We start from the raw sequence: 14,053 nt of genomic DNA, 5'->3' as shown, positions 1-14,053 counted from the left end.
GGTGGGGTGAAACGCATCAGCCCACCGATAACGCCAAAATCTGGCTGATCTGGGTTAGCGGGCGGGCGGTTTCGCCGTGCCACTGATTTATCGCATCCTGAACGGCGGTAAAATCCCTGGCCGATGACGGCATTTTTGATACTACGCCTTCACGGCCAAGAGCCGTGATCACGTCGTTGGAAAAGACCAGCGTATCGACCCCGATCCGGCGCAGGAAGACCTGCCCGGTTTTGCCACCAAGGCGCGATCCACCTTTGTGAAGGATGCGCAGATTGTCGCAGTAATCGGCAACCCGCCAATCGGCGAACCATGCACCAACGCTGCCATGCTTATCTTCGATCTGGCACAGGAAATGGGCGTTCGGGCCAACGGATCTGATTTTCGGTGCATGGGCGACAAGCCCGTCGGTTGCCATCAGGCGGTCGATATCCTCGTCATGCATCATCGACCAGCGGCTGATATCGAACCCGTCATAGGCGGCTTCGAAGTTCGGCCATTTGTTTTCAATGACCTTCCAGCTAAACCCCGCCTGAAACACGCACATCGTCATGGCCGAAAGCCACCGGTCCGACGGGATTTTGCGGATTTCATCGGGGGTTTTGGGCGTGATCAGCCGTGCATCAATCGCATCCATGCCGCCCTTTAGCGCGGCCGTTTCGGCAATGATGTCATGGAAGGAACGTAACGCCATTCCGTAACCCTTGATATCTGGAGCCTGATCGTTGTCTAGCTTTTGACCGCGACCCGTGCCGGTTGACCACCTTGGCGTTCAAGAACCCAGCTTTCAAAGGTTGCGGCGGGCAATGGTTTGGAAAACAGGAAGCCCTGAATGAAGTCGCATCCCTTGTCGCGCAGATATTCGTGCTGTTCGACTTCTTCGACACCTTCGGCGACGACTTCAAGATTAAGGCTGTGGCCCAGGCCGATCACCGCATCGACAATCGCCTTGTCATCCATATCGACATGGATGTCGTTGACAAACGACCGGTCGATCTTGATCGACGAAACCGGGAAACGTTTCAGATAGTTCAGCGATGAATAGCCGGTGCCGAAATCGTCAATCGCGATCCGCACGCCAAGGGCCTTAAGCTCGTTCAAGGTTGAAACGGCTTTTTCCGGGTTGTTCATCAGGATCGATTCGGTGATTTCCAGTTCCAGCGTGCCATCGGGCAGGCGGGTCTGATCCATGATCTGGGTGACGGAACTGACCAGTTCGGCATCCTGGAACTGTGCCGGTGATAGGTTCACGGCAATCCGAAGACCCGGCAAGGTGGTTTCGCGCCAGATTTGCGTCTGTTTGCAGGCCTTGTTCAGAACCCATGCACCCAGCCGGTTGATCAGGCCGCATTCCTCGGCCACCGAAATAAATTCGCCCGGCAGGATCATGCCACGATCCGGGTGGTGCCAGCGCACCAGTGCTTCGGCCCCGACGACCTTTTCGGTGCGACAGTCGATTTTCGGCTGATAGTAAAGTTCGAGCTGATCATATTCCAGCGCGTTGCGCAGATCTTCTTCGATCGTTTTGCGTTCCTTGACCCGTTCATGCATCGACGGCAGGAAGAAGCGGTAATTGTTGCGGCCTTCGGCCTTGGCGGCATACATCGCCATATCGGCGTTTTTGACCAGCTGTTCGGGGTTTTCGCCGTCTTCGGGGAACAGGGTGATACCGACACTGGCGGTCGAATGCAGGCGAATGCCGCGGCAATCGAACGGTTGGCAAAGTTCATCGATGATGCGCTGGGCAAGGGCGATGGTGTCTTCGATATTCTGCACATCGGTTTGGATGATCGCGAATTCATCGCCGCCAAGACGGGCGGCGGTATCGGAATCACGGATGATCCGCGAAAGGCGCTGCCCCATTTCCTGGATCATCAGATCGCCGACATCATGGCCAAAGTGATCGTTGATGTCCTTGAACCGGTCCAGATCGACAAACAGCACCGTGACCCCGCGCTGGAACCGGCGGGCGGACAGCAATGCCTGACGCAGACGGTCAAGGAACAGGGTGCGGTTCGGCAGGCTGGTCAGCACGTCATGCACGGCGAGATGGCGCATGCGGGCTTCAGTCTGTTTGCGTTCGGTAATGTCGGTATAGGTCGCAACGTAACCGCCGCCGGGCATCGGGTTGTGGTCCACCTGAACCACGCGGCCATTCGGGCGGGTGCGTTCCATGCGATAGGGTTCGCGACGGCGTGCAATCGCAACGCGGTCGGAAATCAGGGCCTGAATGCTGACATCGCCATATTCGCCGCGTTCGGCGTTGTAACGCAGAATATCGGAAAGTGGTGTGCCTTCCTTGACCAGATCGCGCGGCAGGTTCAGCAATTCGATATAGCGTTCGTTCCAGACCATCAGGTTCAGGTCCTGATCGAACAGGCATATGCCTTGGCCGATATTGTGAAGGGTTGCTTCCAGAAGGGCCTGTTTGCGCTGGGCTTCTTCCTGTGCCTGCCCTTGCAGGGTCACCATTTCATTATATTCGCGGATCAGAAGGCCCAGTTCATCGGAACTGTTCCATTCCACCGGCCGGCGCAGGCGGCCATGCTTGGTCATGCGGATGGAATGCAAAAGCCGGTTCAGCGGTTCCTTGATCGAGCGTTTGTTGGCGATCAGGAGGCTGGCGGCGACAACTGCAATCAGCAGGCCGAACAGGATCATGTCGATCACCATCCGGCGGAACAGCAAATCCTGCACGCGGGCTTCTGTGAAATAGATCACCAGTTCGCCGACATCGTGGCGGACATTATTGCGTTCAAAGAACACGCGACGCGACAGGCGCAGGGTATCGTTCAGTTCGGATTGCGATACGCCGGTATGGGCGAATTCGGTGCCATCTGCCCCCAAGGCCTGCACGGCGACAATGTCGCGATCGCGGCTCATGGCGTTCAGGGCGGATTCGATATTGTCGACATCCAGATACCAGAACGGCGTCGCCAGAACGCGGGCATTGATGTCGGCGGTCTGTTCAATCTTTTCGTTCAGGTCGTCACGCAGAACCGTGTAACTGACGTATCCGAAGACAACGAACAGGGCGAGGGAGAACAATGAAACGAGCGGCAGCGCGATAAAAAGCAATCGGCTGCTAAGCGACTTCCGTTGTAAAAAGCCGTACGATCCGCGCGACAAGCGTATTTCTCCTCGGCACCCACTATCGACTAGTTAATGGCAACCATACCCGACCTTAGGATGGGGTCCAACACCCCTGACACTGACGTTACTCAATCTGGAAGTCAGCCCAAAAGCAAGTTTGATTTCATTTTTTTCATATAGTGTTCACAAAAACTGTTTCGATCCATCTATCTTGGATCGAAGTACAGCAGCTTCAAGCACTTGCATGCCAAGTTTATTTCGGCACGGCCTGACGGGCGAGTTCGTCGCACCGTTCGTTTTCCGGGTGTCCGGCATGGCCTTTGACCCAGTGCCATTCGACTTTATGCGTTTTAAGAGCTTCCAGAAGCCTTTGCCAAAGCTCGACATTTTTGACGGGCTTTTTATCCGCCGTTTTCCAGCCGCGTTTCTGCCAGCCGAAAATCCATTTGGTAATTCCGTCGCGGACATAGCTGCTGTCGGTGTAGATATCGACAACACAGGGACGCTTTAACGCTTCAAGCGCGCTGATGGCGGCCATCATTTCCATACGGTTGTTGGTGGTTTCCGGATCGCCGCCCGACATTTCCTTTTCCACGCCATTAAATCGCAGGATCGCGCCCCAGCCACCGGGGCCGGGATTGCCGCTGCACGCGCCGTCGGTATAAATTTCGACGCGTTTATTGTCCGTTCCGGTCATGTAATTCTATTCCTCGCCCAGGCCATAGGCGCTGGCACTGTCGATCCGCTGATGAAAGCGCAGTTTATTGATGTATTCGCGCGGGTTTTTCGGCGTAACCAGCGCGTCCTTGGGCGTGTTGATCCAGTCATAAAGACGGGTCAGCAGGAACCGCAAAGACGCCCCGCGCGCAAGGATCGGAAGGGCGGCCAGTTCGTCATCGGACAATGCGCGCACCTTACCGTAGCTTGACAGAAGGTTGCGGGCCTTGGTGACGTTGAAGCTGTTATCAGGTTCAAAACACCATGCATTCATGCAGATCGCAATGTCATAGGCCAGCAGATCATTGCACGCGAAATAGAAATCGATCAGGCCCGATACGTCATCCTTGCCGGGGAAGAAAAATACATTATCGGGGAAAAGGTCGGCATGGATCACGCCCGCGGGCAATTGATGGGGCCAGTTTGCTTCGAGAAAGACCAGTTCATCCTCGATCAGTTTTTCAAGGCCGGGCTGAACGCCATCGGCATCGGACCGGCAGCTTTCAAACAGCGGGCGCCAGCCCTTAACGCTTAGCGCATTGCCAAGATACATGTCGAAGTCCTGACCGGCGGTGTGCAAATGCGCCAGTGCCGCGCCAAGACCGAGACAGTGATGAGGCATGATCCGGCGCGGCGACATGCCGTTCAGGAAGGATGTGATGGCGGCCGGACGTCCACACAAACGGCGTAACGCAACCCCGTCCTTGCCGTGGATCGGTGTCGGGCAATTCAGACCCTTGGCGGACAGATGATCCATCAGACCCAGATAAAACGGCAGATCATCGGGGTTCACGCGCTTTTCATACAGGGTCAGGATGAAGGATGCCTGATCGGTCTGAAGCAGGAAGTTGGTATTTTCGACACCCTCGGCGATTCCCTTGAACGAAATCACGGTGCCGATATCGTATTCGGCAACAAAACGGGCGATATCTTCGTCAGAAACGTCGGTATAGACGGCCATGGGATATCCGGATTTCCTGCGTCAGAGCGGGGTTAGCTGGCAAGCTGGCGGGGCAGCTTGAAGGTGACGTTTTCATTGGTCAAAGTCAGGGTTTCGACCGTGACGTTATAACGTTCACGGCAGGCATCAATGACTTCCTCGACCAGAATTTCCGGGGCGGAGGCACCGGCGGTAATGCCAAGGGTCGAAATGCCGTCAAGCTTGGACCAGTCGATATCCTTGGCCCGTTCGACCAGAACCGAACGGTCGCATCCCTCGCGCTTGGCGACTTCGACCAGACGGTTTGAGTTCGACGAATTGGGTGCGCCCAGAACCAGAATGGCATCGGCGTCGGTCGCGATCAGCTTGACCGCGTGCTGGCGGTTGGTGGTCGCATAGCAGATGTCTTCTTTTTTCGGGACCTCGATCGCGGGGAAGCGGCGTTGCAGGATCGAGATGATTTTGGCCGTATCGTCCAGCGACAGGGTGGTCTGGGTCACGAAGGCAAGGTTTTCCGGGTTTTCGACCTGAAGGTTTTCGGCGTCTTCTTCGGTCTCGATCAGGGTCATGCTGCCCGGTGGCAGCTGACCCATGGTGCCGATGACTTCGGGATGGCCGGCATGGCCGATCAGAAGGATATGTTTGCCATCTGCATGGTGGCGTTCCGCCCCGCGATGGACCTTGGACACCAGCGGGCAGGTCGCATCAAGATATTCAAGCTGGCGGCTTTCGGCGGCTTCGGGGACCGATTTCGGTACACCGTGCGCGGAAAAGATTACTGGCACGCCATCCGGGACGCTATCGAGTTCATCGACAAAAACAGCGCCCATATCGCGCAGGCGGTCGACCACGAATTTGTTGTGGACGATTTCGTGGCGGACATAGACCGGCGCGCCGTACTTCACCAGCGCCTTTTCGACGATCTCGATCGCACGATCCACCCCGGCACAGAAACCGCGCGGGTTGGCAAGGATGATCCGAAGGTCGGCTTTGTCAGACATGATACGGGTCCGAATGTTCATGATGTGCGCCATGCGATGGCACGGTTATTCAAATGTCTTCGTTACATAACCCGCCAGCAACGCACACGCAATGACAGACACCGTGTAAAGATGCATGTTCAGCTATGTCCGGCCATGTATTTAGGCCCCATGCCGCGATTTGAAACGGAAGCGGGTTGTGTCGCCATATCGGAGCGAATAGACTGCGCGCGGTTGTGCCCGGATCGGGCATGACAGCGGATTTGACCAGTTCTATAGAGGCTTGGATGACGATTGCGAACGGACTGCGGCGTATTTGTGCATTGGGTTTGGTGTCGTTTGCCGGTTTCCTGGCAGCGTGCGGCACGTTCGAAGAGCAGCCGGTCCCGGCATGCCCGCGGGCCTTTTTGCCCAATGATACCGCCCGTCTGGTGCAGTTCAACGGTCAGGGCAAGGACCTGACCGATGTGATCCTTGAAGCCGAATTTGGCGGTTATCTGGGCGATTGCGGTTATGACCTTGATGACAAGGTCCTGAACGTTGTTATCAGCCCGGTGATCAATGCCGAACTGGGCCCGGCCGCACAGGGGCGCAACGCAAAACTCCAGTATTTCGTAGCCCTTAAGGACCCGTCCGGCGAGTTTATCCAGAAGAATCTGTTTGATGTTCAGATGGCGTTTCCGAGCAATTTGAACCTGGCGCGGTATCGTGACGAGCAGGTGACTTTGAACGTGCCGCTGGACGATGTCTGGGCCGGTCCGGATTATGAGATTTACCTTGGTTTCCAGCTGAGCGCCGATCAGCTTGATTACAATCGACGCTTCGGAAAAAATTAATAATCCGGCCTATTATTCATTTTTAGTGAGTAATCAAATCCCGCCCGCATCGCGTGGCGGGATTTTCGTTTTTGGACGAAAGTTCGTTTTCGGTAATCCTCATACAAAGTGATGGGCATTTGCCGGAGGGGCTAAAAAAGGGGCTTTTAATCCTCATACCAATGGGTGGGGTCGAAAGGATGTGATTTTTGGGGCTGGTCTGGTCGGATTCAAATCCGTATAAGGGGGCATACCCAAATGATCCCCGTGGGAGAGTGCCACGGTCTTGATCGGTGTGCGTGATTGCATCGATAGGGATTGCGCGGACGCCGAAGGAGCAACCACCCCGGAAACTCTCAGGCAAACGGACCGCGGGGAGATGGGACTCTGGAAAGCAGGCGGCATCAGAAACCGATGTGCGTCTCGCCGAAGATGTAAGCAGACCGGTATCCAAACCGGCTGTGATTCTTTCAGGCTCCAAGACAGAGGGGGACGTGGTTGGCCATTGGTCGGCTATGTTTCGCAACGCCTGTCTGGAGACCTTGATGGCCGATCATCAAACCGAACTGCTTAAGACCGCCCTTTATGATTTGCATGTGGAACTGGGTGCCAAGATGGTGCCGTTTGCCGGTTATGACATGCCGGTGCAATATCCGTTGGGGGTGAAGGGCGAACATCTGCATACCCGCGCGAAGGCCGGTCTTTTTGACGTTTCGCATATGGGGCAGGTCCGCCTGACCGGTGAAAACCGCGTGGCCGAGCTGGAGAAGCTTGTGCCCGGTGACATCGCGATCCTGAAACCCGGTCGTACCCGTTATTCCGCATTCACCAATGACGATGGCACGATTTTGGACGATCTGATGATCACCAATGCGGGCGACAGCCTGTTTCTGGTGATCAATGCGGCCTGCAAGGATGATGACATTGTCCATATGCGGGCCAATCTTGATAACGGTGTCGAGCTGATCGAGATTGATGACCGCGCCCTGATGGCATTGCAGGGCCCGGATGCCGCCCGCGTGCTGGCACGGTTTGCACCGTCGGTTGCCGATCTGAAATTCATGAGCTTTGCCGAGATCGATGTTGCCGGTATCGCGTGCTTTGTCACCCGGTCGGGTTACACCGGCGAAGACGGTTACGAGATTTCCGTGCCGAACGACCGCGCCGAAGAACTGGCGCGCAAGCTTCTGGCCGAGGAAGAGGTCGAGGCGATTGGCCTTGGCGCGCGTGATTCGCTGCGTCTTGAAGCCGGTCTTTGCCTGTATGGCAACGATATCGACACCACGACCACCCCGGTCGAAGGCGACCTTAACTGGATCATCAACAAGCGTCGTCGCGAAGAAGGCGGGTTCAAGGGTGCAGACATCATCCTTGATCAGCTTGCCAATGGCGCGGATCGCAAACGTGTCGGGATCAAACCCGAAGGCAAGGCGCCTGCGCGTGAACATACCCCGGTCCTGAACAGTGACGGTGAAGAAATTGGCGAAATCACCAGCGGTGGTTTTGGCCCGACCGTGGATGGCCCGATTGCGATGGGATATGTCGCAATTGAATTTGCCGCCCCGGGTACCAAAGTCGATCTGATGGTGCGCGGCAAGGCCCGCCCGGCGGAAATCGTCGAGCTGCCGTTTGCACCGCACCGTTATTATCGCGGCTGATCGCCAGAACGGATCGGGCGGGCGGCGCGACGTCGCCCTTCCGGGATTGAATTAGCGGAACAACCGGAAAAACCGGGAAGCCGCAAAACCGGAATATCCCGGAAAACGGGAAGACCGGACAGACCACAGATTTTAGAGACAACTGATCTTACAGGGACGATTACAATGGCTAAAAAATTCTCGCAGGAACATGAATGGGTTGAATATGAAGACGGTGTCGCGACCGTTGGCATCACCGATTATGCCCAGCAGTCGCTTGGCGATATCGTTTATGTCGAGCTGCCGGAAGTTGGCAAAAAGCTGACCAAGGATGGTGATGCGGCGGTTGTTGAGTCGGTCAAGGCCGCCAGCGACGTTTATGCCCCGCTTGATGGCGTGGTTGTCGAAGCCAACGAAGAGCTTGATGACAATCCGGCACTGGTGAACGAAGCCCCGGAAAGCGATGGCTGGTTCTTCCGCATGGAACTTTCCGATGAGTCCCAGCTTGATGAGCTGATGGACGAAGCTGCGTATAAAGACTTTGTCGAAGGCCTTTAAGATATGCGTTATCTTCCGCTAACCAAGGCGGATCGCGTCTCGATGCTTGAAACCATCGGGGCAAAGTCCGTTGATGAATTATATAGCGACGTGCCCGAAGGCGCGCTGCTGTCCGAGCCGGTCGATCTGCCCCATCATCTGGGCGAATTGCAGGTCGAACGCGACATGGCGAAACTGGCCGCCAAAAACATGGGCACGGCCAGCGTGCCGAGCTTCCTGGGTGCGGGGGCGTATCGCCACCATGTTCCAGCGACGGTCGATTACATCATCCAGCGCGGTGAATTCCTGACGGCCTATACCCCCTATCAGCCGGAAATCGCGCAGGGTACGTTGCAGTATCTGTTCGAATTCCAGACCCAGGTGGCATCGATCACCGGCATGGATGTGGCCAACGCATCGATGTGGGACGGGGCAACGTCGTGCGCGGAAGCCGTTCTGATGGCGTGCCGCGCAACGCGGCGCAAGAAAGCGGTTCTGTCGGGTGGTCTGCATCCGCATTACCGTGAAGTCACGGAAACCTATTGCCAGTATAGCGATACCGAAGTTGCCGGTCGCGACGGGCACCCGGAAAAGCAGGCAACCGCCGACGAGCTGGATGATCTGATCGATGATCAGACCGCCTGCGTGGTTGTTCAGTATCCGGACGTGTTTGGCCGTATTCAGGACCACACGAAGCTGGCGGATGCGTGCCATGCCAAGGGTGCGCTTCTGATCGTGGTCTTTACCGAGGCGATGGCGTTTGGCGCGGTCAAATCACCGGGCAGCTTTGGCGCGGATATCGTCTGCGGCGAAGGCCAGTCGATTGGTAACAACCTGAACTATGGCGGGCCATATGTTGGTCTGTTTGCCACGACCAGCAAACTGGTACGCCAGATGCCCGGTCGCCTGTGTGGTGAAACTGTCGATCAGGACGGCAAGCGCGGTTTTGTTCTAACACTTTCGACGCGTGAACAGCATATCCGCCGCGAAAAGGCGACATCGAACATCTGCACCAATTCCGGTCTGTGTTCGTTGGCCTTTACGGTGCATATGAGCCTTCTGGGTGAGGACGGGTATCGTGGTGTGGCAACGCTTAACCATGAAACCGCGTGCAAGACCGCCGATGCGATTGATGCGGTACCGGGTGCGGAAGTGGTCAATGACAGCTTCTTTAACGAGTTCACCGTCAAGCTTGCCAAACCGGCAGCCGAGGTGGTCGAGGCACTGGTTGCCAAGGGTATCCTTGGTGGGGTTCCGTTGTCGCGCCTGTATCCGAACCGTGACGATCTGGACCATTACATGCTGGTGGCGGCGACCGAAACCAACACCGACGAAGACATCGCGGACCTTGCGTCTGCATTGAAGGAGGTGCTGGCATGAGCTTTACGACCCATACCGGTAACCGCGGCCTCGTTCTTGAGGAAAAGCTGATTTTCGAACAGGGCGAACCGGGTCGTACCGGTGTTGACCTTCCGAAGCCAGCGGGCATCAAATCACGCCTTGGCGGCCTTGATCGCGATAGTGATGTTGGTTTGCCGGGCCTGTCCGAGCCGCAGGTGGTGCGTCATTTCACGCGCCTGTCGCAGAAAAACTTTGGCATTGATTCCGGCTTCTTCCCGCTGGGTTCGTGCACGATGAAACACAACCCGCGCCTGAACGAAAAGGTTGCGCGGATGCCCGGTCTTGCCGACCTGCATCCGATGCAGCCCGAAAGCACGGTTCAGGGGGCGCTTGAACTGATTGACAGTTGTGCGCACTGGCTGCTGGTTCTGACCGGGATGCCCGCCGTTTCCATGTCGCCGGCAGCCGGCGCACAGGGCGAGCTTTGCGGTATGATGGCGATCCGTGCGGCCCTTGATGCGCGCGGTGAAAACCGTCGTCGTGTTCTGGTGCCGGAATCAGCACACGGGACCAACCCGGCAACGGCCGCGGCATGCGGTTTCACGGTTGATTCGATCCCGGCCACCGAAGATGGCCGTGTGGACCTTGCGGCGTTTGAAGCCAAGCTTGGCGACGATGTGGCGGGTATCATGCTGACCAACCCGAATACGTGTGGTCTGTTTGAACGCGACGTTCGCAAGATTGCCGATCTGGTCCATGCGGCCGGTGGGTATTTCTATTGCGACGGAGCGAACTTCAACGCGATTGTCGGACGGGTTCGCCCGGCCGATCTTGGCATTGATGCGATGCATATCAACCTGCACAAGACCTTTTCGACCCCGCATGGCGGCGGTGGACCGGGTTCGGGTCCGGTTGTGTTTTCCGACGCACTGGCCCCGTTTGCACCGATCCCCTATGTCGTGCGCAAGGGCGAGAAATTCCATCTGGTGGAAACCGCAGACGAGAAGGATGGTAACAAGCCTTTCGGTCGTCTGAAGGGCTTCCATGGCCAGATGGGCATGTTCATTCGTGCGCTGTCTTATATGAAAAGCCATGGCGCGGACGGATTGCGTCAGGCGTCGGGCGATGCGGTGCTGAATGCCAACTATCTGCTGGCGCGTCTGAAAGACAAGCTGAGCGTGGCATTCCCCGGCTATTGCATGCATGAAGCGCTGTTTGACGATGATTTCCTGAAAGATACCGGTGTTTCGACGCTGGATCTGGCGAAGGCGATCATCGATGAGGGCTTCCACCCGATGACCATGTATTTCCCGCTGGTGGTGCATGGCGCGCTTTTGATCGAGCCGACGGAAACCGAAACCAAGGAATCGATTGACCAGTTCTGCGATGCGGTGCTGGCATTGGTGGCCAAGGCGGAGTCGGGGGATGCGGAATTCTTTAAAAATGCGCCGTATCTGACGCCGCGTCGTCGTCTTGACGAAACGGCAGCGGCAAGAAAGCCGGTTCTGCGCTGGATGCCTGAAACTGCTTGATTTGCAACGCAACATAACCTTTTTGCGCACCCCGGTCATTTGGCCGGGGTGTTCTTTTTCAAAGGCTTGTTCTTGAAACCCATTGGACTTGTAGCAATCTGGACCCTTATACTCGTTTTAATGTGATCATCTGACCACGGGGGTGGGTGATCGGGGGAACAGGGATCGGGTCAAGCCCGTTGCCGGAGGATTGAAGTCAGCCATGACACGTCGCGTGCAGAAGGTTTTCACCGCAGAACGCCGTTTAAAAGAACGTTCGGGTGGTGTGGTCGAAGATTGGTCGGATTCCTTTTTCGATCCGACGCTTGAAACCGGTATGGGGGCAGGTGCGCCATTGCCAGCGCCGAAACCGGTCGCGACGGTTGAGGCATCCGGGATCAATCAGGCTGTACTTGATGAAATTCGTGCCCTGAGGTCGGAAGTCGCGCAGCTTCGCGATGCGGTGCGTGCCGGGGGCGGTGTTGATGCCGCCCATATCGCACCGGCATCGGATGGCGATGCGATGGATGTATTGCCCGATCCGGTCAGCAGCAATTTTACCCATAGCAGTCGTCCGGGTGCGTCGGAACCGGACAAAGACGACCTCGAACTGATCCGCAAGCAGATCGAGGAAATGAACGAACATATTCACAAGGCGAAGATGCAGATCGCGTCGCTGCGTCATCCGAAGGCCGAGGATGACCGCCTTGTCAGTGCGACCACCGAACTTGATGCGATCATCAAGGATACGGAAATGGCAACGCATACGATCCTTGAATCCGCCGAACAGATCGACGATCTGGCGATGACGCTTAAAAATTCGGCACCGAACGACTTTGTCGCCGAACATGTCGAACAGATCGCGTTTCTGGTCACCAAAGTTTTCGAGTCCTGTAACTTCCAGGACATCACCGGCCAGCGTATCAACAAGGTGGTTCGGACCCTTGAATTCGTCGAGGAACGTGTTCACAACATGATCCTGATCTGGGGCGAGGATGCCTTTACCGATCTGCCGGTTCCCGAAAATGATGACGGAACGCCGAAGAACGAAGATGACGATCTTCTGAACGGTCCGCAGTTGGAAGGCGAGGGGATCAGTCAGGACGACATCGACAAATTGTTTGACTGAGTATTTCCAAATCGGGGTGATGATCTTATATTCAGGGTTGAAACCCAGAATAAGTCTTGTTTAAGAACAGGATTTTGCGATATCGCGATTTGTAATCGGTCAACCAAAAGTTTACGGTTTTCCGATATAGTGGAATTCATAAAAACAAAAGCAGCGTTGGGATGCGTGTGACGGGCAGTTGCGCGCGTTTTGGTGCGCTTGGAGGATGAAATGGGATTCTGGTCGCTTGGCACTTTGCGCCAGCCAAAGGCACAAGATATCAAATGGCGGAAAAGCCCGCGTGGCGAGTATTATCGCCTGTTCATGATCGATGATTTCAGCGAGCTGAAACTTGACAATGTTGGCGGTGTGTATCTGCTTTGGCATGGCGGGATCAAACCGTCATGGCTTGTCGCCGGGGCCACCGAAGATCTGGGGCACAGTTTTGTTGAACTGTCCCATGACCGTGACATTCGCGAATATGACAATCGCGGCGGTGTTTTCATGAGCTGGTCGCCGATCAAGGAAGATTTCCGCGAAGGTGTGGTGCATTTCATTGCCAAACACACCGACCCGACTTTTGAATGCGATTTTGACAGCCGGTCAGAACCGATCCCGGTTTTGCTTCCGCGTTAGGAACAAATCCCAGGAGAGACTCCAAGGATACGGCATCAAAAGAAAAAAGCTCCGCGTATCAGGCGGAGCTTTTTGCTTTTTGCAGGTGTTTCGGGCTTAGAGTTTGCCAAGCACGGTTTCGGCATTTGAAACTTCAAACGCGCCCGGTGCTTCGACGGCAAGATCGGTGACTTTGCCGTTATCGACAATCATTGCAAAGCGGTTGGCGCGTTTGCCAAGGCCGCGACCGGTCAGGTCCAGTTCAAGGCCGGTCTTGCTGACGAAGGCGAGATCGCCATCGGACAACATGGTGATGTTTTCACCGGCATTTTCGGCCTTTGCCCAGGCATTGAGAACAAAGGCATCGTTCGATGCCAGGCAGACGATTTCATCAACACCCTTTGCCTTGATGGCATCAGCATTGGCAACAAAGCCCGGCAGATGTTTGGCAGAGCAGGTCGGGGTGAAGGCACCGGGAACGGCAAAGACGACGACCTTGCGACCGGCGAAAAATTCCTTCGTGTTGACGGCTTCGGGGCCGTCGGCGGTGGCGCGGAAAAGGGTAACTTCGGGAAGTTCGCTGCCGACTTCGATGGTCATTGGGGTTTTCTCCGTCATGCGGGGGGCTTGATTGCCGCCCTTGTTCTGGTGATTTCGATGTCGCCATCAAACAGCAAAACGGGTTGATCTTCAATCATATCCGTTGGGGTTTTGATGGTTTCAAATCTTTGTCACGGTTTATCGTGATCCCGCAAAGATGTG

Annotated in this window: 13 protein-coding genes and 2 riboswitches; of the genes, 7 read left to right on the top strand and 6 right to left on the bottom strand. The window is 56.0% G+C overall.

What is annotated here, in order from left to right; translation table 11 throughout:
* Positions 1-16 precede the first annotated feature (16 nt).
* The 5 genes from TH468_RS15185 to ispH form a co-directional block, all read right to left on the bottom strand.
* Positions 17-691, bottom strand: a complete 675-nt coding sequence (locus tag TH468_RS15185; RefSeq protein WP_085645476.1) for a DNA-3-methyladenine glycosylase I — start codon at positions 689-691, stop codon at positions 17-19.
* A gap of 35 nt (positions 692-726) precedes the next feature.
* Positions 727-3,126, bottom strand: coding sequence for a bifunctional diguanylate cyclase/phosphodiesterase (locus TH468_RS15180; RefSeq protein ID WP_246832350.1), 2,400 nt, complete (start codon positions 3,124-3,126; stop codon positions 727-729).
* Between the two features lie 217 nt (positions 3,127-3,343).
* Entirely contained in the window at positions 3,344-3,787 is a 444-nt protein-coding gene (gene rnhA / locus TH468_RS15175; protein WP_007092363.1) for a ribonuclease HI, read from the bottom strand.
* 6 nt (positions 3,788-3,793) lie between these two features.
* A complete protein-coding gene (locus tag TH468_RS15170) occupies positions 3,794-4,768 on the bottom strand; it encodes a homoserine kinase (RefSeq protein ID WP_085645472.1) in 975 nt (324 codons plus the stop codon).
* A gap of 32 nt (positions 4,769-4,800) precedes the next feature.
* A complete protein-coding gene (gene ispH, locus TH468_RS15165; RefSeq protein WP_007092365.1) occupies positions 4,801-5,748 on the bottom strand; it encodes a 4-hydroxy-3-methylbut-2-enyl diphosphate reductase in 948 nt (315 codons plus the stop codon).
* A 266-nt stretch (positions 5,749-6,014) separates the two neighbouring features.
* On the opposite strand from ispH, the gene TH468_RS15160 reads away from it, so the two are divergent.
* The 7 genes from TH468_RS15160 to TH468_RS15130 all read left to right on the top strand — a co-directional run bounded on the left by TH468_RS15160 (position 6,015) and on the right by TH468_RS15130 (position 13,312).
* Positions 6,015-6,563, top strand: coding sequence for a hypothetical protein (locus TH468_RS15160; protein ID WP_085645470.1), 549 nt, complete (start codon positions 6,015-6,017; stop codon positions 6,561-6,563).
* Between the two features lie 237 nt (positions 6,564-6,800).
* A riboswitch (glycine riboswitch) is annotated at positions 6,801-6,924 on the top strand.
* 3 nt (positions 6,925-6,927) lie between these two features.
* A riboswitch (glycine riboswitch) is annotated at positions 6,928-7,030 on the top strand.
* Positions 7,031-7,087: 57 nt separating this feature from the next.
* Complete coding sequence (gene gcvT, locus TH468_RS15155; RefSeq protein ID WP_085645595.1) at positions 7,088-8,200, top strand: glycine cleavage system aminomethyltransferase GcvT; 1,113 nt, start codon at positions 7,088-7,090, stop codon at positions 8,198-8,200.
* Positions 8,201-8,365: 165 nt separating this feature from the next.
* On the top strand, positions 8,366-8,737 hold the full coding sequence (gene gcvH / locus TH468_RS15150) for a glycine cleavage system protein GcvH (protein ID WP_007092285.1): 372 nt from the start codon (positions 8,366-8,368) through the stop codon (positions 8,735-8,737).
* Between the two features lie 3 nt (positions 8,738-8,740).
* Positions 8,741-10,096 carry an aminomethyl-transferring glycine dehydrogenase subunit GcvPA gene (gene gcvPA / locus TH468_RS15145; protein ID WP_062948382.1) on the top strand — a complete coding sequence of 452 codons (1,356 nt, stop codon included), beginning with the start codon at positions 8,741-8,743 and terminating at the stop codon, positions 10,094-10,096.
* On the top strand, positions 10,093-11,589 hold the full coding sequence (gene gcvPB / locus TH468_RS15140) for an aminomethyl-transferring glycine dehydrogenase subunit GcvPB (protein ID WP_085645468.1): 1,497 nt from the start codon (positions 10,093-10,095) through the stop codon (positions 11,587-11,589). The genes gcvPA and gcvPB overlap by 4 nt, the downstream gene beginning before the upstream one ends.
* Positions 11,590-11,791: 202 nt before the next feature.
* Positions 11,792-12,697, top strand: a complete 906-nt coding sequence (locus TH468_RS15135; RefSeq protein ID WP_085645466.1) for a protein phosphatase CheZ — start codon at positions 11,792-11,794, stop codon at positions 12,695-12,697.
* A gap of 210 nt (positions 12,698-12,907) precedes the next feature.
* A complete protein-coding gene (locus TH468_RS15130; protein WP_007092281.1) occupies positions 12,908-13,312 on the top strand; it encodes a hypothetical protein in 405 nt (134 codons plus the stop codon).
* A 96-nt stretch (positions 13,313-13,408) separates the two neighbouring features.
* Here TH468_RS15130 and TH468_RS15125 read toward each other — a convergent pair whose 3' ends face one another.
* Positions 13,409-13,891: a peroxiredoxin gene (locus tag TH468_RS15125; protein ID WP_085645594.1), complete on the bottom strand. Its 483-nt coding sequence runs from the start codon at positions 13,889-13,891 to the stop codon at positions 13,409-13,411.
* Positions 13,892-14,053 lie beyond the last annotated feature (162 nt).

Source organism: Thalassospira sp. MCCC 1A03138 (genome assembly GCF_002115785.1).
GTDB lineage: Bacteria > Pseudomonadota > Alphaproteobacteria > Rhodospirillales > Thalassospiraceae > Thalassospira.
The sequence above is the reverse complement of the archived record's forward strand: the minus strand, read 5'-3'. Positions and strand labels throughout refer to the sequence as shown.

Coding starts and splice junctions, on each gene's coding strand:
- TH468_RS15185 (WP_085645476.1), bottom strand. CDS start 691: ATGGCGTTACGTTCCTTCCATGACATCATTGCCGAAACGGCCGCGCTA.
- rnhA (WP_007092363.1), bottom strand. CDS start 3,787: ATGACCGGAACGGACAATAAACGCGTCGAAATTTATACCGACGGCGCG.
- TH468_RS15170 (WP_085645472.1), bottom strand. CDS start 4,768: ATGGCCGTCTATACCGACGTTTCTGACGAAGATATCGCCCGTTTTGTT.
- ispH (WP_007092365.1), bottom strand. CDS start 5,748: ATGTCTGACAAAGCCGACCTTCGGATCATCCTTGCCAACCCGCGCGGT.
- TH468_RS15160 (WP_085645470.1), top strand. CDS start 6,015: ATGACGATTGCGAACGGACTGCGGCGTATTTGTGCATTGGGTTTGGTG.
- gcvT (WP_085645595.1), top strand. CDS start 7,088: ATGGCCGATCATCAAACCGAACTGCTTAAGACCGCCCTTTATGATTTG.
- gcvH (WP_007092285.1), top strand. CDS start 8,366: ATGGCTAAAAAATTCTCGCAGGAACATGAATGGGTTGAATATGAAGAC.
- gcvPA (WP_062948382.1), top strand. CDS start 8,741: ATGCGTTATCTTCCGCTAACCAAGGCGGATCGCGTCTCGATGCTTGAA.
- gcvPB (WP_085645468.1), top strand. CDS start 10,093: ATGAGCTTTACGACCCATACCGGTAACCGCGGCCTCGTTCTTGAGGAA.
- TH468_RS15135 (WP_085645466.1), top strand. CDS start 11,792: ATGACACGTCGCGTGCAGAAGGTTTTCACCGCAGAACGCCGTTTAAAA.
- TH468_RS15130 (WP_007092281.1), top strand. CDS start 12,908: ATGGGATTCTGGTCGCTTGGCACTTTGCGCCAGCCAAAGGCACAAGAT.
- TH468_RS15125 (WP_085645594.1), bottom strand. CDS start 13,891: ATGACCATCGAAGTCGGCAGCGAACTTCCCGAAGTTACCCTTTTCCGC.